The sequence below is a fragment of the Myxococcales bacterium genome (assembly GCA_016703425.1).
Classification (GTDB): domain Bacteria; phylum Myxococcota_A; class Polyangia; order Polyangiales; family Polyangiaceae; genus JADJCA01.
Window position 1 is genome coordinate 650,494 of the sequence record JADJCA010000001.1, and the last position, 18,540, is coordinate 669,033.

The following is an 18,540-nucleotide window of genomic DNA, read 5'->3' on the forward strand; positions in this document are numbered from 1 at the left end:
GCTCGAGGCCTCGTTCGTGCCCGCGGCCGTCACTTCACCGTGACGGTCTCGCAGCCTTGAACGATGTCCACCTTGGCTTTGGGGTCCGCCTTGAAGCCCTCGCAGGTCTTGGGGCAAACGATGACCTTGGTGGGGGTGCCCGCGGGCGGCTTCGTGTCGTAGTACCAGCCGCCTGAGGTCGGATCGCATGACGCGGCGTCGGCGACGTAGAAGATGGTGGTCTTCTGGCCCGTCCCGCTCGTGTACTGCACGTTGACCTTCGAGTAGTCAGGCTTGCCGCTCGCCGGGACCGGCAGCTTGTAGTCGCACGGAAGCGCGGCTCCGCGAATCGTGTTGAGCGCTTGCACGAACGCTTGGCTGACGTTTTGCCCCGTGTTGATAACGAACGCTGCACCCGAGCCGCCCTTCGCGGCGATCTGGTTGAGGTTCGTCTTCGCCTGCGCTTCCTCGTCCTTGGTGAAGACCCCGATCACGAAGGTCTTGATGCCCGCGCCAAAGCCCGCACCGGCCGTGTTCGCGATGCTCGGAATGTCCGTGACGGAGCACTCGGTCGGAAAGCCGTCGGTGGCGAGAACGACCGCTACGCTGTGCGTCGGATTCGCTGCCTTGTGGTCCTTCGCGCCCTTGATCGCCCCTTCGAGCGCGGGGCCCGTCGGGGTTAGCCCCGAGACGCCACGCGCTGTGAGGAGCGACTTCAGGTTGCCAGCCGCACCCGGCAGCGTGCCGATGGCGGCCGACGGCGATGCGTAGTCGGCGACGGCGCACGAGTCGCGGTTCTTGCAGTAGCCCTTCACCGGCTTCGAACATGTGGACAGCACGAGGCAATCGTTGTCGCTGAAGCAGCCGCCGCCGCTCGCGATGAGCCCCAGACACACGCCGAGGTCCTGGCAATCGCCCGCAACGGCGCCGCAATCCGCATCGGTCGCGCAAAACACGAATTGCGTTGAGCTCTTGCTCTTGCACGCGCGGCGGTACCAGCAGGAGCCGCCCGCTGGCGTGCACGCGGAGTCCGTCTCGCAATCTTCAGGAACACCGGCGACCAAGCTCGGGAAGAACTCGAGCCCCACCCCGAGGCCGGCGGACGCCGGGTCGTCGACGAACGCCTTTAGCGCCGTTTGCACGTCGGCCCACTTCGTCGTTCCGCCGGCCGTCTTGTCGGCCATCGAGCCCGAGCTGTCGACCATCATGTAGAGGTCCAGCGGGAGTTGCTGGGCCTCCTGCATGTCGGCCGCGCATTGGTTGGGGAGCTCGCCACCACCGATCACGGTGCCGCCGTCGCCACCGGGTCCAAACGGATCGGGCCCTTCGCCGGTCCCGGTCGTGGAGCCATCGCGTCGAACGGTGCCGCCGTCGGGCAGCAGCGTGAGCGCCGGCGCGTCCGGCGATGACTCACCGCAGGCCACGAAGACCGCGGAGAGGGGGACGGCTAGCGAGAGGAGACGAGCGATGCGCATGAGGCCTCGTTTGTCAGCAAAAGGGCCGGGAGCATAGCCCTTTGTGACGCTCGTGCCAGTCGCCTCGGGTCCTAGGGGATCAGAAGCACGAGTCCGGTGCTGCCATCAAATTCTGGCAGGGCACCTCCGTCGTGGTCGGGTCGAAGGGAAGGGGCGGATCGGCGTCGATGTCTTCGCGGCCGCGGCGCATGTTTGCGTCTAGGAACGCGGCGGCCGCATCGCGATCGAAACACGAGGACGTGTGCGCCATGCGCCACGTGCGAACCGCGAACATCTCCGGCTGATCCGGGTCAGGCGTGATGAGGTACCGGGTGAGGTTCGTCGACGAGACGAGGTCCTTCAGCTTCTGCTCCGCGGCCTGGCAGTCCGGGCTCTCGGTCGGCGATGCACACTTGTACGAGAGCACCGAACCACCATGCTCCATGTTGTGGAGCGCGAAGGCACGCTTCACCGGCGTGCTGTAGGCCTTGTTCCAGGTCGCCCACGCGCCCCAGTGATTGCCCGACGCGGGGAACGGTTCCCAGTCGCTCGACGTGTCTTGGCCCACCGCAAAGTGCGTGTGGTTCATGTTGGGCGAGCGGGACGTCTTGTGCGCCGTGCAAGCGCCGGAAGCGCGACGACCGACCTTGACGGCGCAGCGGCCTCCGCCCTGCACGCTGTTCAGCGTGACCGTGTGCGTGCCGGCCTCAACGTCTCCCGACCACGCGAAGTAAGCGGCCTTGGGCCCTTCGTTCGCTGGGAGGTGGAGCGCCGGCGCGTCGACCGAGAACACATTGCCGAGCGCGTCCGGGTTCGCCGGGGCCGCGCAATCCACGGTGAGTGCTACGGGCCCCGCATTGGCGACGGAGAAGGTGAAGGCCTTGCTTCCGCCAGAGGGAATCAGGAGCGAGCGGCTCCGGAGCTCCGACGACGCGACCTCCCCGAACTCACCACTGTCCTCGGCTTCTTCCGCAGCGCTGCCGCTGCACGCGATCGCGCTTGAAACCAACGCAAGTCCGACAAAAGAGCACAGTGTGCGCATAGCGGTATCGGATAGCATAGTTCAGTGCTTCGGCCAGGGCGAAATGAATACTAAATAGTCTGGCGTTATCAGTAGGTTACTTCCATCGTGAATCCGCTGGCTCGTCAGTGACAGAACAATTTTGCGTGCTAGCGTCCCGAGCGATGCCGATTGAACCGAAATTGCCGGTGGCGATCGGCGAATTGGTGGGTGGCAAATACGCCATCGAGAGCATCATCGGCAGCGGCGGGATGGGCGTCATTGCCGCGGCGCGTCACGTGCAGCTCGATCAGCGGGTCGCGCTGAAGTTCCTCCACGCGCAGGTCCTCTCCAATGACCAGGCCGTCGCGCGATTCCTCCGCGAGGCGCGCGCCACCGTACGGCTGAAGAGCGACCACGTCGCGCGCGTGTTCGACGTCGATACGCTGCCGACCGGCGAGCCCTACGCGGTGATGGAGCTCTTGGAGGGCGTTGACCTCGCGAGCTACGCCCGCGAGGCAGGGCGCCTTCGCATCGCCGAGGCCGTCGAGTTCGTCGTCCAGGCGTGCGAGGGCATCGTCGAGGCTCACGCGCTCGGCATCGTGCACCGCGATCTGAAGCCGCAAAATCTCTTCGTGACTCGCCGCATCAACGGCAGCCCTCGCATCAAGGTCCTCGACTTCGGCATCTCGAAATCGATCGGCGGCGCGGACATGTCGCTGACCGATTCCGCGGTCATCCTCGGGTCGCCCTTGTACATGGCGCCGGAGCAGATGAAGGCGTCGCGCAACGTCGACGTGCGCAGCGACATCTGGTCGCTCGGGATCATCCTCTACGAGCTCCTCACCGGCAGCGTCCCCTTCGACGGCGAGTCGATCACGGAGCTTTGCCTCAAGGTGGTCACGGCGGCGCCACGTGCGCCCCGCGAGGTGCGCGGCGAGATCCCCGACGCGGTCGCGGCCATCGTGCTCCGCTGCCTCGAGAAGGATCCGGCGCACCGCTTCGGGTCGGTGGCGGCGCTCGCGGAGGCCCTGGAGCCCTTCTCCGCCGGAGCGGAGCGCGGCCTCACCGATCGAACCTGGCGCTCCCTCGCGGAGACCGCCGACGCGATCGATAAGAAGAGCTTCTTCCCGCTGACGCCTCCGCCGGCCGCGAGCACCCACTCGACCTGGGACAAGCTCGCCGAACCGCCCGCGCGGCGCCGCGGGTTTTATCGCGGGCTTGCCATTGGCCTCGCGGTGGCCGGCGCCCTCGGCGCTGCCGCATTCATGACGCGCTCATCCCCGGCGCCGAGCGCGGAAGCGCCTCGCAACCAGATCGCCACACTGACCGGCGCGGGCGGGGCGAGCATCGTCGAAACGGTCTTGGTCCCCGCCGCAGGCCCAGCCTCAGTCCCCCCAGTGGCCGCCCCGGCCCACGAGAAAACGACGCCGGTCGCTGACCTACCGGAAGACCCCGCGCGGAAGCGTCCGGCCAAGGTGGGCCGCCCCAAGCCCGAGCCCAAGCCTAGCGAGGCCCCTGCGGCCCCCTCGGCGGCGGCGCCGCCACCCGGCGACGCTTTCCGCACGACGGCCAACGGCGCACCCATCCTGCCCTAAGGGTGTCGCCGCCCCCTTGCGCAACAGGCGCGTTGAACGCGAGGATTCAGGTACGCTCCGGTCGATCGATGGGCAGCCGGAGACCTTCCCGTACCCAGTCACGTGATCGCGCACGTGGTCATGTCCGCGCAAGGGCTCTACCGGCCATGCTCGCCGCGAGCCTGTTGCTGTTGACCCCCATCAGCCGCGCCGACGAGGGAGAGGCCGAGACGCTGATCGGGCAGGGTGTCGCCCTGCGGCAGCTCGGGCGAGACCAAGAGGCACTCCAGCTGTTTCGCCGTGCGTTCGCGCAGGCTCCGAGCCCGCGCGCCCGAGCTCAAATGGGCTTGTGCGAGCAAGCGTTGGGCATTTGGTTGAAGGCTGAGGAGGACCTCTCGGCGGCTCTCGCGGAAACCGAAGACGTCTGGGTGCAGCGCTACAAGGAGCCGCTCGCGCGGGCCCTCGAGGTCGTGCGCGGGCGCGTCGGCTCTCTCGAGATCGTGTCCAATCAGACCGACGTCGAAGTGGCGCTCGACGGCAACGTCATCGGGACGCTGAAGCCGCAAGGCACCACGTTCCGCGTCGAGTCCGGCACGCGAAGCGTCAGCCTGAAGAAGGTCGGGTTCCACTCGGCGTCGCGAACCGTCATCGTCCCGGGAGGCGGCGTAGCGCGAGAGACCTTCGACCTCGCCCCGTTGGCGCCCGGCGAGCTCGACGCGCCGCGGTCCCCGGGGGCCGCCCCATATTCGTCGGCTCAGCGCACCGTGGGTCTCGCCTTGCTGGGCACGTCGGCGGTGGTCGTCGGAGCCGGCGTGGCGGCGCAGCTCGTACGCGCGTCGTTCGTGAGCGACTACAACAGCGACGCCCTCTGTCCTGGTGAACAGTCGGCTCGCCAACCGCCCGCCTGTCAGGAGCGAATCTCATCGGCGCGGACTTGGCAAACGGTCGCGATCGTTGGCTACGCTGCCGGCGCGGCGCTCGCGATCTCCGGTGGCATTCTCTACTTCACGGCACCGCCACGACCGGCCTCGACGGCGGCGTGCGGAGTCGGACCGCTCGCCGCCGGTGGCTTCAGCGCCGGCTGCACAGGCCGCTTCTAAGCTGCCGCCCGTGCTGCTGCCCGCGCGTCGGCGCGCGGCGGGCCATCAGGTGCGGAACTGCTCGACGCTCTTCTTGAGCTGATCAGCAAGACCCACGAGGCCCTGAGTCGTCTGCCGCGTGGCCTCGACGCCTTGCGCGGCCTGGCGGGCGACCTCGCTCACGTTGTCCATCGCCGACCGCGCCTCGGTGGCGCCGGCGAGCTGCTGCTGGGCGCTGCGGTTGATGCCTTGGACGAGCTCGGCCGACTTCTTCGAGAGGTCCAGAATGGCCTCGAGCGCCGAGTCGGCGGCGTACGCGACGGTCACCTGCGACTCCACGTCGGCGGCGGTCTTGTCCATGGCTCGGACGGTCTGGGCCGTCTCGCTGAGGGCGTTCTGGACGACGATCTGAATCTCGCGCGCCGCCTGGTTGCTGCTCTCGGCGAGGCGACGGACTTCCTCGGCGACGACGGCGAAGCCCTTGCCGTGCTCGCCCGCGCGCGCCGCTTCGATGGCCGCGTTGAGCGCCAGCATGTGCGTGAGCGCCGAGATGCTCGTGAGCGAGTCGACGATCTGGCTGACCTCTTGCGAGCGGGCGCCGAGGGTCTTGACCTGCTGTTGCGTCGACAAGACGCTCGTTCGGATCGACTCCATGCCCTCGACGACCAGCTTCACCTGTTCGCGGCCCACCTGGGCGCGCTCGCGAGACGACTCAGCAGACTGGGCGGTCGTGCCGGCACCGCCAGCGATGTCCTGGATGCGGCGCGCCATCTCCTGGACCGTAGAAGCGGTTCGCGTGAGCTCGGTCTCCTGGCGCCGCGTTCCCTGAACGAGGCGCTCGGAGCTTGCCTGAATGTCGGTCGCCGCCGTGGTGACGCGCGTCGCGGAGTCGCGAATCGTGTTGATGATGGAGGCGATGTTTTCGAACATCAGGTTAATGGCGTCGGCGACGTTGCCGAGCGCGCCCTGCGTGACGGGAACCTTCGCGGTAAAGTCGCCTTCGGCCGCGCGCGAGACCGCCATGAGCATGTCCTCGATGTTGCTCTGCAGTAGCTTCCGCTCTTCGTCGCTCTGGAGCAGCTGCAAGACCTCGTCGAGCGTTTGATTGATTCGCCGGGCGGCGACACCAAGCTCGTCCTCGTAGTAGACCGGGCAGCGGGCGCCGAAGTCACGGTCGGCGACGCGCGCCATCGTGGAGTTCACCGCCTCGAGGGGTCGCACGACGTAGGTCCTCGCAAGCGTATCGAGACCGACGAGCAGGAGGATTGCGCCGAGGGCGATTACCGCGAGCGTCGTGTTGCGCGACGAGGACGCGGCCGCGAGCCCGGCCGTCTCATCCACGGAAACGACGATGGTGCCGAGCTGTCGTCCGGCAAAGTCGACCATCGGGAAGGCGCCGCTTCGCCAAGCCTTGTTCCCCACGTCGAGGGCCGTAAACCCGAGGGCTCTGGTGCCGTCGATCTTCTTGTCCTTCGCCGTCTCGGGCTCGTAGATGGCCGCGCCCTTGAGCTCCTTGGCGAAGCGGCTGTCGGTGGCCGACAGGAGGAACTGCCCCTTGGCTTTGATGACGTCCTCTTTGGACTTGCCCTTGACGATGTCCCACTCGATCTCTTTGGTCATCGCCTCGGAGACGTAAACGGTGATGTTCGCGCCCGTGATCTGCGCGACGGACTTCACGATCTTGTCGAAGCCGAGGCCGTACTCAACGGACCCGAGGTGCTTGCCTTTGTTGAAAATCGGAACGATGCCGCGGATGCCGACGCCGCCGCGACCCAGCTCGAGGCCGCGCACCGGCTTCGGACTCTCGCCGGCCTTCCACGCGCCATTGGCTGACAGAACCGTGAAGCGGAACGCCGAGAGGTCGTCGCCGGTGGTTCCAAGAGACCAATTGCCGCCGTCGAGCTTCGACGTGTGAGCGCGAAAGAAGGAGCGAGCCGGTGGCAGGTGCATCTGGAACTGCTCGACGTCGTAGGGCTCCTTCTGGCGAGCGTTGATAGGCCCGAGCGTGTTGCGAATCTTGAGGAGCGAGGCGTTCGCCTCGACGAGCTTCTGCGCGTCGGCGTTGGTGTCCTTGAACGACGAGGCCTTCTTGTCTGCCTTTTGCTTTTGAAAGTGCTCGTCGTAGGTCGGTCCCAGCTCCGAAACGGCGGTCGCAAACGCTTCAACGATGTCCGGGTTCTCACCGACCGACGCGGCTAGCGCTTCGGCGGCTTGCGCGCGCTGGGCGATGGCGTTCGTCAAGGTGGCGTTGGCGGCCACGACGCGCTGCTCCACTTGCTCGTCGTATTGCTTGGTCTGCGCTACCACCAGGACGACGAAGGTCATCACAAGGAGTGCCGCCAAGACCACGCCGGCGAGGCCGACGACCTTGATGCGGATGCCTACGCGCGCGAAGTCGAACGGAGCGACCTTTTGATCTGCCATCGTGAGCCCTTGGTCTGATTCGCCCCGACCTATGAGGGGGGCGCCGGCGATGAGCGGCACAGCGCTGCGCAAACGTCACGCAGACGGGCCCCAAGGTCCACTCATTGCTAGGGTCCTGTCAAGTTCGGCAGCGGCTGAGATTGCCGGTAGTTCCTACGATCTCGCACCCCGGTGCCAAGGTCACTTCGGCATCGGCTGGGTCAAGACGGTCGTCTCGTCGGGCGCGACGGTCACGCTGACGACCTTCTCGACGGGCGGGTCCGAGATGCGGAGCGTCAGGCGATGCGAGCCCGCGGAGACGGAGACCTTAAAGACCGGGGAGGGGCCCAGCGAGCGCGAGCCGTCGAGGACCTCATCGCACGCCGGATTGCAGATGACGGTGAGCAAGCCCGTACCACCGCGCGGCGGGTCTCGATCGCGCGCCGGCGGCGGCGGATCGCGCTCCACCGGCAACTCTCGCGGAATCGTGGGCGGTTCCGGCTCGGGCCGCCGCACCGGCGGGTCCCGGCGCGGGCGCGGAGCGGGCGCCGGCTGGGGAGGCGTGGCAACACGCGGCGGCGGCTGCGCGGTGCGCACGCCCGCGCGGCTGTCGGGCAAAGCGAGGGGATTGAGCGGCGGCGGGGCCGGTACAAGCCCGACGACGCCCGTCGTGACGGGCGCCGGCGGCGCGGGCGACGACGGCGCGGGCGCTGACGCGACCGGTCCGGCGGTCGTGCCTGACGTGATGGGCGCGCTCGCGCTCGGCCCCGTGGTCGAGGCGGGCACCACCGGCGCAGCGACGACACGAGCGGGCCTACGAGCGAGAAGCGGAATGCCGATGGCGACGGCCACGGCGACGAAGAGTGCGACCGCAACCACGGGCACCGCGATGCGCCGGTCGGGCTCGCGCGTCGCGTCGCGAGCGACCAATGCGCGCTGCATCGCTTGCATCTGCGGGTCGCGGGGGAGCATGATGGCCGGCGGCGGGGCGCTCGCGGGCAGACTGGCGACCGCCATGGCCGGCTCCGGCGCGTACGCGATCACGGGCGCGGGTGGCGCCGAGGGCTGGGATGCGATCGCCGCAGCTGGCGCCACCGGGGGAAAGCCGCCGCGGCTCTCGACGATGACCTTCTCGCGCGGCTCGTCGAGGACGGTGCTCGCCTGCGGAATCACGGGACCAAAGGCGACGCTCTCGGAGGTCGACGTGGCGGGCACAAACGGAGGCGCAGGGGGGAACGCCTGAGCGGGCGCCTGCGCGAGCTGCGCTGGCGGGGCGGGAGGAGGAGGGGGCGGCGGAGGGGGCGGCGTCCGCGGGACGGGCCGCGGGGGCGCCGGAACGGGGCCGGGCCGTGCGACGGCGAGCTCGGGGGCCGGTCGAACTCGCATCGCGGGCACCGACGCGGGACGGACGGGCCGCGGCGGCGCTTCGAGCGCGGGCGCGCTGCCGGCACGCCGGGGCTCTGGCCTGACGCGCGTCGGCGTGGTCGTCAGCTCCTCACGTCGTTCAAGGACGCGCGCTCGCGTGGCCTGGAGGGGCGTCTCCGACGTATCGTCGAGGTCACGCTTTCGCGTTGGCTCGTCCACGGTGCCTCTCGTGAGTTCTTCGTCGCTGGGCGGCGTCGCCTCGAGCAGCAAGACCTCCTCGCTCTCGTCCACCGGCTGCACGGGCACGGCCGCGAGCAGCTGGCTCCCGGAGATACGTGGCAGCGTCTTTTGCTCGAAGTCATCGTCGGCAGGCTGGTTGGCGCGCGTGAGCGTCTCTTCATCGGTGACGAGCGTCTGCGTCGCCGAGTCGAGCCGCGGCCGCATCGGGCCTTCCGCGCGAGGGAGCGTCACATCCTCTCTCGTGACGTTCGTCACGTTGGTCGCGCTCGCGGGGATCGATGACGCATGGTTGCGGGTCGCCTCGTCATTTCGGGCGTCGAGGGCGACCGCCTGCGTCATGCCAATGCGGATTTCCGTGGCCTCGGACGCCGCGAGTACGCGGGCCCGGTGCTCGCGCTCGCGCCCGCCAAAGCGTTCGCCCATGAACTTCGCGAGGTCCCCGCGCGCCACGGCGCCAGCCAGCGCGCGCAGCGCTTGAGCAAGCTCCCCCGCCGTCGCGAAGCGGTCCTGGGCCCCTCGCGCGAGAGCGCGTCCGAGCACCGCGTCGAGCGAATGGGGCGCACGAAGCTTCGGAGCGATGGCGGGCACCACGTGGGCCTCAAGCAGGGCGCGCGTCTCATCGTCATCGCGGCCACGAAACAAGCGGCGGCCCGAACAGAGCTCCCAAGCCAACGCGCCAAGCGCGAAAACGTCGGCGCGACGATCGGCGGGCTCGCTCCAAACGCGTTCCGGCGCCGAATACGAGAGCGCTTCGAACGACGCCTCTTGCACGGGGAAGAGGCGGCCCGGGTCGAACAGCAACACGCGGCCGTCGAAGGTGACGGAGAACGTGAGCCCCGAGACCGCACCGTGGAGCGGCCAGGGCGACCGAGCGCCATCGTGGCACTCGTGAAGAGCCTCCAAGCCTTCTGCGGCTTCGGCGACAACGAAGCACGCAAGCTCCCACGGCATCGGGGTCCGCGCTTGGGCGAGCGTCCGAAAGACGAGGGTCAGCGGCTCGCTCGCGAAAGCGGCGAAGCTCATCCAACGGAGACTCCCGTCGGCGCCCCACTCGCGCGGCGCCAAGACGGAGGGCCCCTTCACCGCGGCGAGGCCCCGCACGACGTCGAGCCAGGTGACCGCGACCTCGGGCAGAGACGCCGTGTCGACCCACCAAAGGAGGACCGGGGCGCCCTCGCGTTGCGCGAGGTGAAGCGTTCCCACTTCGCGCACCTCCACGCGCTCCAACAGGCGGTGGCCGCCGACGACACGAGGGCCGTCGAATTGGGGAACTGCGGAGGGGTCGATCACGGTGGCCTGGACTGCCCCTTATCTTGCCCGGGAATGAGCCGGCTGGCGAAGTTCGGCCGGTCCGACGCCAATGTAGGGGAGACGCTGGTCGAGCCCGCGCTTAAAGCGTCACGCCGAAAAGATCGCGCACGGTCGGGTAGGGCTCTTCGTTTGGGTCAACGTCGAGAAACCCCACGCGAAACGAGATGGTGTCGTTGTCGTTCCAGGGCCACCAAAGCCCAAAAGCGATGAGACCCCCGGCCGGGGCTGTGGCGAAGGCGAATTGCCCAGCGCGGAGCCCGCCCGTTCGTTCCACGAACTCCCGAACGCGAGGCGGGGCGCTCCCGAGCGTCGACGCGGTCCACTCTTGCGGGAGCGCGTCCAGCGTCGCGGCCTTCGCCTTCGCGGCGTGATCCATGTGAAAAGAGGACGTGAGGCAAATCAGGCGCGAGTCCCAGCTGAACCCGCGAGCGGGCCAGCTCGCCTTCATACGCTTCAGGCCGTCGAGGACCGGCGCCCACAACGCGCTTCCACCAGAACGCAGAGCCATGCGCAGGAGATTACCGCGATTTGGAGCGGCCCGTCTCGTGTCTTCGCGATCGCCCCTTCCAATGGCCCCAGAGCGGGCCCGTCGTGAAGACTTGGCGCATGACGCGCCTCGGGCGGCTTCTGATCGCGGGCCTGCTCTCGTGCGCAAGGCCGCCCGACGCGACGTTAGGCCCTGGCGCCGCGCCGAGCCCCGCTGCCAAGGCGACGCCCTCGCCGACAGTCACGGTCCGGGTGCTCGCGTTCAACGATTTTCACGGGCACCTGAAGCCGCCCGACGGCCGCGTGCCCGGGGTCGCCGGGCCCGTCGGTGGAGCGGCCTACGTCGCGGCTCACCTGAAGAGGCTCGGGGCCGAACAGCCCAACACCGTCGTCGTGGCGGCCGGTGATCTCGTGGGCGGTAGCCCGCTGACGTCGGCGCTCTTCCATGACGAGCCAACGATCTTGGCGATGAACGCCATGAAGCTCTCCATCCTCGGTCTCGGGAACCACGAGCTCGACGAAGGGCTGAGCGAGGTCCTCCGGCTGCGGCGCGGTGGGTGCCATCCGAAGGACGGTTGCGCGCTCCATCCCACCTTCGACGGTGCCCGCTTCGACTTTGTTGCTGCCAACGTCGAAGACGAAGCGACGGGGCGACGCGTTCTACCGGCCTACGTGCTCCGCACTTTTGAGGGCATCCCCGTCGCGTTCGTCGGGATGCCGCTCGAAGGCACGCCGCGCGTCGCGGCCCCCGGCGGCGTGAAGGGGCTCCTGTTTCGCGACGAGGTGCGCACCGTCCGGGCCCTCATCCCGGAGCTCACGAAGCAGGGCGTGGCGGCCATCGTCGTCTTGCTGCACGAAGGTGGGCTCGTGAAGGGCGGTGGCCTGAACGATTGCCGCGACCTCCACGGGCCCGTCGTGGCCATCGCCGAGAAGGCCGACCCCGCCGTTGATGTCTTCATCACGGGTCACACCCATGCACTCTACAATTGCCGCGTCGGAGGCCGTCCTGTCACGAGCGCGCTCTCCTTCGGCCGCGTCATCACCGAGGTGAACCTCGTGCTCGATCGCCGCACGAAGGACGTTGTGGAAGCGACCGCGCACAACCACGCGGTGACCCACGACCTCGCGCCCGATCCCGTCGTCGGGGCCATCGTCGACCACGCGAGCCGGCTCGCGGCCCCGAAGGAAGACCGCGTCGTCGGGCACATCGCGGGGACGCTCCGCGCGTCCGCGAGCGGCACCGGTGAAGCCACCCTCGGCACCGTCGTCGCCGACGCGCACCTGGAGGCGACGCGAAAAGCCGGAGCGCAGCTCGCCCTGACCAACGTGGGCGGACTTCGGACCGACCTCACCTTCGCGCGCAGCAGAGGCGAGCCCGTCGACGGGCTGGTCACCTATGGGGAGGCCTTCGCGGCGCAACCGTTCGGCAACGTGCTGGTGACGTTGGCGGTGAGCGGCGGCGAGCTCATCGACGTGCTGGAGGACGAGCTGCGACGCGGAACCATTCCTCAGTCGTCGTCCAACGTGCGCATACGAATTGCTGGCCGGCGGCTGCGGGAGCTCCTGGTCGACGGCTCGCCGGTCCACGCGTCAGACCGCGTCAGCGTCACCGTGAACTCCTTCATGGCCGAGACTGTGCCGGCCTTTCGGCGGAGCAAGGAACGTGTCGTTGGCGCCGAGGATCTAGAGGCCCTCGAGGCCTACTTTCGCGCTCACCCGGTGGTCGCGGTGCCCGTCACCAAGCGCGTCGAACGCGAGCCCGCTGTCGACGCCGGTGACGAGTAGGTCCCTGCGCCGCTTGTTTCCGCTCGTGAGTTGGAGAACGATCGGGCCCATGAAACGGGTCGCGTGGTTCGCATTTCTTGCTCCCCTTGGCTCCCTCGGTGCCTGCACCTCGACGGAAGCGGCGAGCCAGCCCCCAGAAGCGCCGAGCCTCGCCGGCGCCGATGCCGGCCCCGCCAACGAAGCGGCGGCAGAGGCGGCGGTGCGCGTGCCCAGTCCCCTCGATTCGCTGGATCCGAGCAAGGGCGCCTTCGCCGCCGAGCTTTCGACGGTCCGGGCCATGACGGGCACACTGGCAGCCGCCGGCGCGGGCACCGTCGACCGATTGTTTGTCGGCGGAGACCCCTTGTTTGTGGGCGCCGCCGCCGAACGCATCGTGCACCTCGGCTCGGCGGATTGCGCGAACTCGCCGTACGGATGTCCGACGCGAACTCCCGCCGACGAAGTGCTCGCGCAGTTCTCCGCGTCGCGAACGACGCTCCGCGCGGCGCTCCTCGACGCGCTGGGCGGGCTCGACCGCTTGCGATGGGTTGCGGCCGCGCACACAGCCATCGAGTTCGTGAACCTGCTCGATCAGACCGGCAAGCTCGATGCTGCCACGCGCGTCGCGTTGGCGCCCAAGATCACAGCGCTTGCGTCGGCGACGCCGGCGCTCGCAGAGTTTCAGTTTGCCAAGCAGTTGCCTGCATCCTACACACGTGTGAAGGCGCTCTACGAACTCTCGGGCGGAGTTCTCCTGCCCGCTCCCGCGACGGCGACGGCCGCCAAGGAGGTCGTCTTGTCGGTCGCGGCGCTTCTCGCCCCGCTCGGCGCAAGCCCCGGTGGCTTCGCGCCGTTCGCGGGGGCGAGCCACCGCTCGCCAGTTCACCGGCGCTCGCCACGCTGAAGGCCGCGACGCTCCTCCCGGCCATAACCGCCGCTGACCCGGCGCCCGACGTCGATGCGTACCTAGCGGCCATCGACGCCATCGTCGACAAAGCAACCCACGGGACCGAGGCGAGCATCGACTGGACGGCGTATGCAGCGGCGCTCGACGCGCTCGACGCCCATGTGGACCGCTCGCTGGTGGGTTTCGACGGTCACGTTCCACCACCGGGGCCGCCGCCTTCGCCTTCATCGAGCGCCTTCGCGGCGCCTCCCGCCGAATCCGGCACCCTCGAAACCGATCCGCGCGCGGCGCTCTTGCAAATCGCGCTCGCTGCGACGTGTTTGAAGGGCGAGCCGGCCACGCCGGTGACCAACGAGGACGTCGTGCGTATGCGCGCGCCCGACGTTGGCGCGTGGAGCACCGCCGGCGCCGTCGTGACGTCGCGCCGCTTTCCCGTGGGGACCTCGGTATCGCTCGCGGCGACGCCGCTGCCGTCGCCGGTCGCCGCCACGCCGATGCCGGCGAGCTGCTACACCGTAAACGACATTGGCGTCCCGTACGCGCGGGTAAACGCCGCGGCCTGCGGCGTGCCGATTCGCTTCGTGGGCACCTGCTTCGGCAAGTTCAACATGGACCACGTTGAGGTCATGGTCCGGCGCGGCGAAGCCGGCGCGGTGGTTCTCCGTCACGTCTATCGGCCCAAAGCCGACGGCTCGCTCCCGGCCATGACGTGGTTTCTTCCTCGCGTGGACGACACGGCCCTCGCAAAAGACGCGATCAACGCGTACCGCGTCGACATCACGGTCGTATCGGCCGGCGGCGCGTCGGATTCTCGTTGCGTCCCGGTGTTCTGGCCCGAAGGGACCCCTGCGGGGCCCGTGCCGAAAAATCCCTGCACTGCGCTGCCGGGCCCCATTGTCGATCTCTTCCCCGACCCGACGCTCCCCACGAGCACATTCGTTGTCGAGAAGTTTGGCTCGGGCATTCGCGTGCGGCCGACGCTCGATTCGTTTCTCTTCACCGGCGACTTCTTCAAGGTCGAAAACCGCTCCGGTGCGGGCGTTGAGCTTGTCTCGATGCACTCGCCGCCGTTCGCCGACGCCGCTGGCCTATCCACCACGGACATCGGGACCGTGCCGCGGTTCGCGACCGGCCTTGTCGCCGACGGCTCATCGAAGAGCATGACCCTCGCGGCCTTGCCATCAAAGCTTGCGCCGCACCGTTGGGCTTTCGGTCGGCCGGGCATCGATGGGCTCCTCGCCCAGGTCTTTGCGACGAACCTGTGAGTTTGCGTCACGTCGCCGAACGCGACGAGCTCTCCTCACCTGCGACGGAGCCGCTTGGCGGCACCGCCCTCCGAATCGAGCGGCGCTAGCCTCAGTCGGCCTCCCCGCGGAGCCTCCGGGCGCGCAGGACGTCGTCAACGGTCGGCGCACCCACGAGGTTCGGGCGCCACCCCGTGCGGGCGCCCATCGGCACCTCCGGGGCATTGCGCCGCGCGATGTCCGCGCCGTGCCGTGCGTGATTGATCCGATACTCCGCCCGCGATGGGGGCGCGGCGGCGGCCGGCGCCGGGGCCGGGGGAAACAAGTCCTCGGGCGCGAGCGTCCGGACGTCCGTCGCAGGCGCAGGGTCCGCCGGTGGGATCGCCGCCGCGACGAGAGCAGGAGGGGCCGCCTCAGTCGGAGCGACGGGCGGCGCGACAGGCGCGGCAGCGAGGGCGGGCACCGCAGTGACGGGCGCGACGGAACTCGACTCACGCGCGAGGTGGAAGCCTGCCAAGAGCCCGAGCGTTGCGACCATCGCCGAGACGCCCACGAAAGCCGGCCGCGGTCCCGCCGGCGGCGTGGGCACACGCATGCGCGGAACCGTTGGAATGCTCGCTCGCTCGACATCGAAGGCTACGGGGCCGAAGGACGGCAGCTCGTGGCGCTCCGGCGGCCGCACGGCAACGGTAGGCACCGCCGGCAGAGCCCAGGAGGGCGCGGCCGGTACAAGCTCTCGGGCATCGAGTTGGCACCGGCCCAAGTCGGGCTTCCGGGCCTCCGGAGCCCGCGCGTCGCGCTTGCTCGGCGTCGGCTGAGCCTCACGCTTGGACTCCGCGCGGGGGGAGGGCGTGGGCCGGTTGACCTTCGTCACGGAGCCCTCGCTCGGCGGCGGCTGCGCGACGTCGAGCTCCTCGAACCACCTGCGTTCGTCGACGACTGTGGCGCTCGCCTCAGCCTTGTACGTGGGAAATCGAACCGAAGGACGCGGCGGCTTCACACCCACCATGTGTGCACGAAGCAAGCCAGCGGAGTCGCGATCGGGGGCTTAGAAATCCCGAAGAATTCGGGCGATCGATTGAAGTATCACTGGATCATCGGATCCGACCGGGCGGTCCGTGCGGCGCTTCTAGCCCTTGATCTTTCAAATAATTTCTGGTCCGTCTCTTGTCGAATTCGTCCCAGCCGGTCCAGTGGAAGTGAAACGACGAACGCACTCCCCACACGTCTTGAATGTTCAGACGCAGCACTTTGCTTGGCGCCTGACCCCATTAAAATCATGGCGTTGCATTCGAACGCTAGAGTCTTAGTGGACCGTTCGGCTGCGCGAATTTCCTGAAGGAGTGCGCTCAGGTTTCGAGCGTCGCGAAGGCCTTCCGCGCGGCAAACCTCGCGAGGTGGTGCTCTTCATCGCCGAAGAGTGTCGCGAGGGCGTGCATGCGCTTGAAGTAGAGGCCGATGTCGTGCTCGTCACTGATGCCGATGCCGCCGTGCAGCTGAATCGCCTGGGCCGTCACGAATCGGCCGCTGGCGGCGACGTGGGCCTTCGCGGCCGACACGGCGCGCACGCGCTCCTCGTCGTCCTTCGATTCGGCACGGAGCGCCGCCAGCATCGCCATCGAGCGGGCGAGCTCGGTCTCGATGAACATGTCGACGGCGCGGTGCTGCAGCGCCTGGAACGTGCCGATCTTGACGCCGAACTGTTCGCGGGTGCCGAGGTACGCGACCGTGAGGTTCAACGCCTCCCGCATGACGCCCACGGCCTCGGCAGAAGCGCCGGCCGTGGCGCGGTCGATGGCCAACGACAGGGGGCGGACGCCGTCGTCGACGCTCCCCACCACGGCGTCGCGCGCGACGTGTGCGCCATCGAAGGTGAGCCGCGCGGCGCGATGACCGTCGGTCGTCGCGAGCGCGTCGACCCGCAGGCCCGCCGCCGCCTTCGGCACGAGGAAGAGCGACACACCGCGCGCCTCGTGAGTGGCACCGGCGGTTCGCGCCGAGACGATGAACGCATCGGCGGCGTTGCCCCAAAGCACGAAGTGTTTCTCGCCGCGCAGCACGTATCCGTCACCGGTGGCGGTCGCCGTCGTGGCGACCGAGCTCGGCTCGAAACGCGAACCGCGCTCCGCGTGGGCCACCGCGAGGAGCGATTCGCCCGTGGCGAGGGGGGCGAGCCACTGCTCGCGTTGCGCATCGGTCCCCGCCTCGGCGAGGAGCCCGCCGGCGAACACGATGGCTCCCAGGTACGGCTCGGGGACGAGCCCCGCGCCGAGTTGCTCGAGCACCAGCGAGACCTCCACGAACGACTGCTCGAGGCCCCCGAAGCGCTCGGGGAAGGGGAGCGCCAGCCACCCGAGCTCCCCCATCTTGCGCCAAAGGTCGCGCGAGAAACCGAGAGCGTCGCTGCGGAGCGAGCGGAGGCGGCCCGGAGGCGACTCCTTCTGGACGAAGGCGCGCACCGTTTCGACGAGGAGCTTTTGGTCGGTCGATAGCTCAAAGTTCATGGTCGTGTTCGCTCAGGCGCCCGGTAGGTTGAGGATCATCTTTGCGATGACGTTGCGCTGGATCTCGTTGCTGCCCCCGTAGATCGTCGAGGCGCGGTAGTAGGCCCACTGCGACGGAACCCACTCCTCGATGGGCGGGACCGATGAGGCCCCGTTGAACCACGAGAGGGAGTCGTGCCCCATGATCGACATGGCCAGCTCGAAGAGCTGCTGCAGGATCTCGCTGCCGCGAATCTTCAAGAGCGACGACTCGGGCCCCGGTGCGTGGCCGAGCTGCGCCCCGGCGATGGCGCGGTAGTTCGCCATTCGAAGCCCTTCGAGCTTGATCTCCATCGCGGCGATCTTGGCGCGCACAATCGGGTCGTCGAAGAGGACGCCCGCCGGCGTGCGGGTCTCGGCCGCGATCCGTTTGACGCGCGCCAAGAGGCGCGTGCTGGCCCCGACGCTCGCGATGAACGTGCGCTCGTGGCCCAGGAGGGCCTTGGCCAACGACCATCCACCGTGCAGCGGGCCCACGAGATTCTCACGAGGGACCAGCACGTCTTCGAAGAAGGTCTCGGAAAAGGCGAGCGTGTTGCCGATGCTCAAGAACGGCTTCACGACGAGCCCCTTGGTCTTCATCGGCACGAGGAGGAAGCTGATCCCCTTGTGCTTGGGCCCCGACGAGTCGGTGCGCGCCAGCACGAAGATCCAATCGGCGTATTGCGCGTACGTGGTCCAGGTCTTCTGACCGTTGAGGACGAAGTTGCCTTTGCCGTCGTCGTCGGCGCGGAGCTTCAGCGACGCGAGATCGCTGCCCGCGTTGGGCTCCGAATAGCCCTGGCACCAAACCTCTTCGCCCGACAGAATTTTCGGCAAAAATCGCGCTTTCTGCGCGTCCGTGCCGAACTGCATGATGAGCGGGCCGACCATGATCAAGCCGAAGGGGCTGAGGCCCGGCGTGCCCGCAAGCTCGAGCTCTTCGGTCAGGATAAAGCGCCGGGCGGCGTCCCAACCGGGCCCACCGTGCTCGTTGGGCCAGTGCGGCGCGACCCACCCTTTTTTGTAGAGGATGCGATGCCACTCCATGATCTCGGGCATCTCGAAGTGAGCATCGACGTCGGCCTTCGCCCTGAGGTGCGGCGGGAGGTTGGTCTTCAAGAAGGCGCGCACTTCGGCGCGAAACGCGTCGTGTTCGGCGGAGAAGGAGAGGTCCATGCGGGGGCGAGTATATTCGAGTCGCGAGGA

13 protein-coding genes are annotated in these 18,540 nt (G+C 68.6%); 5 read left to right on the forward strand and 8 right to left on the reverse strand.

Annotated elements, in window-relative coordinates; all coding sequences use genetic code 11:
- Window positions 1-29: 29 nt before the first annotated feature.
- Window positions 30-1,454 carry a VWA domain-containing protein gene (locus IPG50_02760; protein ID MBK6691118.1) on the reverse strand — a complete coding sequence of 475 codons (1,425 nt, stop codon included), beginning with the start codon at window positions 1,452-1,454 and terminating at the stop codon, window positions 30-32.
- A gap of 79 nt (window positions 1,455-1,533) precedes the next feature.
- Window positions 1,534-2,475, reverse strand: coding sequence for a DUF3105 domain-containing protein (locus tag IPG50_02765; protein ID MBK6691119.1), 942 nt, complete (start codon window positions 2,473-2,475; stop codon window positions 1,534-1,536).
- Window positions 2,476-2,618: 143 nt separating this feature from the next.
- On the opposite strand from IPG50_02765, the gene IPG50_02770 reads away from it, so the two are divergent.
- Entirely contained in the window at window positions 2,619-4,031 is a 1,413-nt protein-coding gene (locus IPG50_02770; protein MBK6691120.1) for a protein kinase, read from the forward strand.
- 146 nt (window positions 4,032-4,177) lie between these two features.
- Complete coding sequence (locus IPG50_02775) at window positions 4,178-5,110, forward strand: tetratricopeptide repeat protein (protein MBK6691121.1); 933 nt, start codon at window positions 4,178-4,180, stop codon at window positions 5,108-5,110.
- Window positions 5,111-5,155: 45 nt separating this feature from the next.
- On the opposite strand, the gene IPG50_02780 is transcribed toward IPG50_02775, so the two are convergent.
- From IPG50_02780 to IPG50_02790, 3 genes are all read right to left on the reverse strand, one after another.
- Window positions 5,156-7,513 carry a HAMP domain-containing protein gene (locus tag IPG50_02780; protein MBK6691122.1) on the reverse strand — a complete coding sequence of 786 codons (2,358 nt, stop codon included), beginning with the start codon at window positions 7,511-7,513 and terminating at the stop codon, window positions 5,156-5,158.
- Between the two features lie 180 nt (window positions 7,514-7,693).
- Window positions 7,694-10,387, reverse strand: coding sequence for a hypothetical protein (locus IPG50_02785; protein MBK6691123.1), 2,694 nt, complete (start codon window positions 10,385-10,387; stop codon window positions 7,694-7,696).
- A gap of 100 nt (window positions 10,388-10,487) precedes the next feature.
- Window positions 10,488-10,916 (reverse strand): hypothetical protein, encoded by a 429-nt coding sequence (locus tag IPG50_02790; GenBank protein MBK6691124.1) that lies wholly within the window; start codon window positions 10,914-10,916, stop codon window positions 10,488-10,490.
- 98 nt (window positions 10,917-11,014) lie between these two features.
- Between IPG50_02790 and IPG50_02795 the strand changes: the two genes are divergently transcribed.
- The 3 genes from IPG50_02795 (at window position 11,015) to IPG50_02805 (ending at window position 14,830) form a co-directional block, all read left to right on the forward strand.
- The gene (locus tag IPG50_02795; GenBank protein ID MBK6691125.1) at window positions 11,015-12,679 is read left to right on the forward strand and encodes a bifunctional metallophosphatase/5'-nucleotidase; all 1,665 of its coding nucleotides are present in this window, start codon (window positions 11,015-11,017) and stop codon (window positions 12,677-12,679) included.
- 49 nt (window positions 12,680-12,728) lie between these two features.
- Window positions 12,729-13,562 (forward strand): hypothetical protein, encoded by an 834-nt coding sequence (locus IPG50_02800; GenBank protein MBK6691126.1) that lies wholly within the window; start codon window positions 12,729-12,731, stop codon window positions 13,560-13,562.
- 164 nt (window positions 13,563-13,726) lie between these two features.
- A complete protein-coding gene (locus IPG50_02805) occupies window positions 13,727-14,830 on the forward strand; it encodes a hypothetical protein (protein ID MBK6691127.1) in 1,104 nt (367 codons plus the stop codon).
- A 91-nt stretch (window positions 14,831-14,921) separates the two neighbouring features.
- Here IPG50_02805 and IPG50_02810 read toward each other — a convergent pair whose 3' ends face one another.
- The 3 genes from IPG50_02810 to IPG50_02820 form a co-directional block, all read right to left on the reverse strand.
- Entirely contained in the window at window positions 14,922-15,809 is an 888-nt protein-coding gene (locus IPG50_02810; protein ID MBK6691128.1) for a hypothetical protein, read from the reverse strand.
- 349 nt (window positions 15,810-16,158) lie between these two features.
- Window positions 16,159-17,313, reverse strand: a complete 1,155-nt coding sequence (locus IPG50_02815) for an acyl-CoA dehydrogenase family protein (protein MBK6691129.1) — start codon at window positions 17,311-17,313, stop codon at window positions 16,159-16,161.
- A gap of 12 nt (window positions 17,314-17,325) precedes the next feature.
- Entirely contained in the window at window positions 17,326-18,510 is a 1,185-nt protein-coding gene (locus IPG50_02820; protein ID MBK6691130.1) for an acyl-CoA dehydrogenase family protein, read from the reverse strand.
- Window positions 18,511-18,540 lie beyond the last annotated feature (30 nt).

Excerpts from the sequence above, each read along its gene's own strand:
- IPG50_02770 (MBK6691120.1), top strand. The coding sequence starts at position 2,619 with ATGCCGATTGAACCGAAATTGCCGGTGGCGATCGGCGAATTGGTGGGT.
- IPG50_02780 (MBK6691122.1), bottom strand. The coding sequence starts at position 7,513 with ATGGCAGATCAAAAGGTCGCTCCGTTCGACTTCGCGCGCGTAGGCATC.
- IPG50_02765 (MBK6691119.1), bottom strand. The coding sequence starts at position 2,475 with ATGCGCACACTGTGCTCTTTTGTCGGACTTGCGTTGGTTTCAAGCGCG.
- IPG50_02800 (MBK6691126.1), top strand. The coding sequence starts at position 12,729 with ATGAAACGGGTCGCGTGGTTCGCATTTCTTGCTCCCCTTGGCTCCCTC.
- IPG50_02790 (MBK6691124.1), bottom strand. The coding sequence starts at position 10,916 with ATGGCTCTGCGTTCTGGTGGAAGCGCGTTGTGGGCGCCGGTCCTCGAC.
- IPG50_02795 (MBK6691125.1), top strand. The coding sequence starts at position 11,015 with ATGACGCGCCTCGGGCGGCTTCTGATCGCGGGCCTGCTCTCGTGCGCA.
- IPG50_02815 (MBK6691129.1), bottom strand. The coding sequence starts at position 17,313 with ATGAACTTTGAGCTATCGACCGACCAAAAGCTCCTCGTCGAAACGGTG.
- IPG50_02760 (MBK6691118.1), bottom strand. The coding sequence starts at position 1,454 with ATGCGCATCGCTCGTCTCCTCTCGCTAGCCGTCCCCCTCTCCGCGGTC.
- IPG50_02775 (MBK6691121.1), top strand. The coding sequence starts at position 4,178 with ATGCTCGCCGCGAGCCTGTTGCTGTTGACCCCCATCAGCCGCGCCGAC.
- IPG50_02820 (MBK6691130.1), bottom strand. The coding sequence starts at position 18,510 with ATGGACCTCTCCTTCTCCGCCGAACACGACGCGTTTCGCGCCGAAGTG.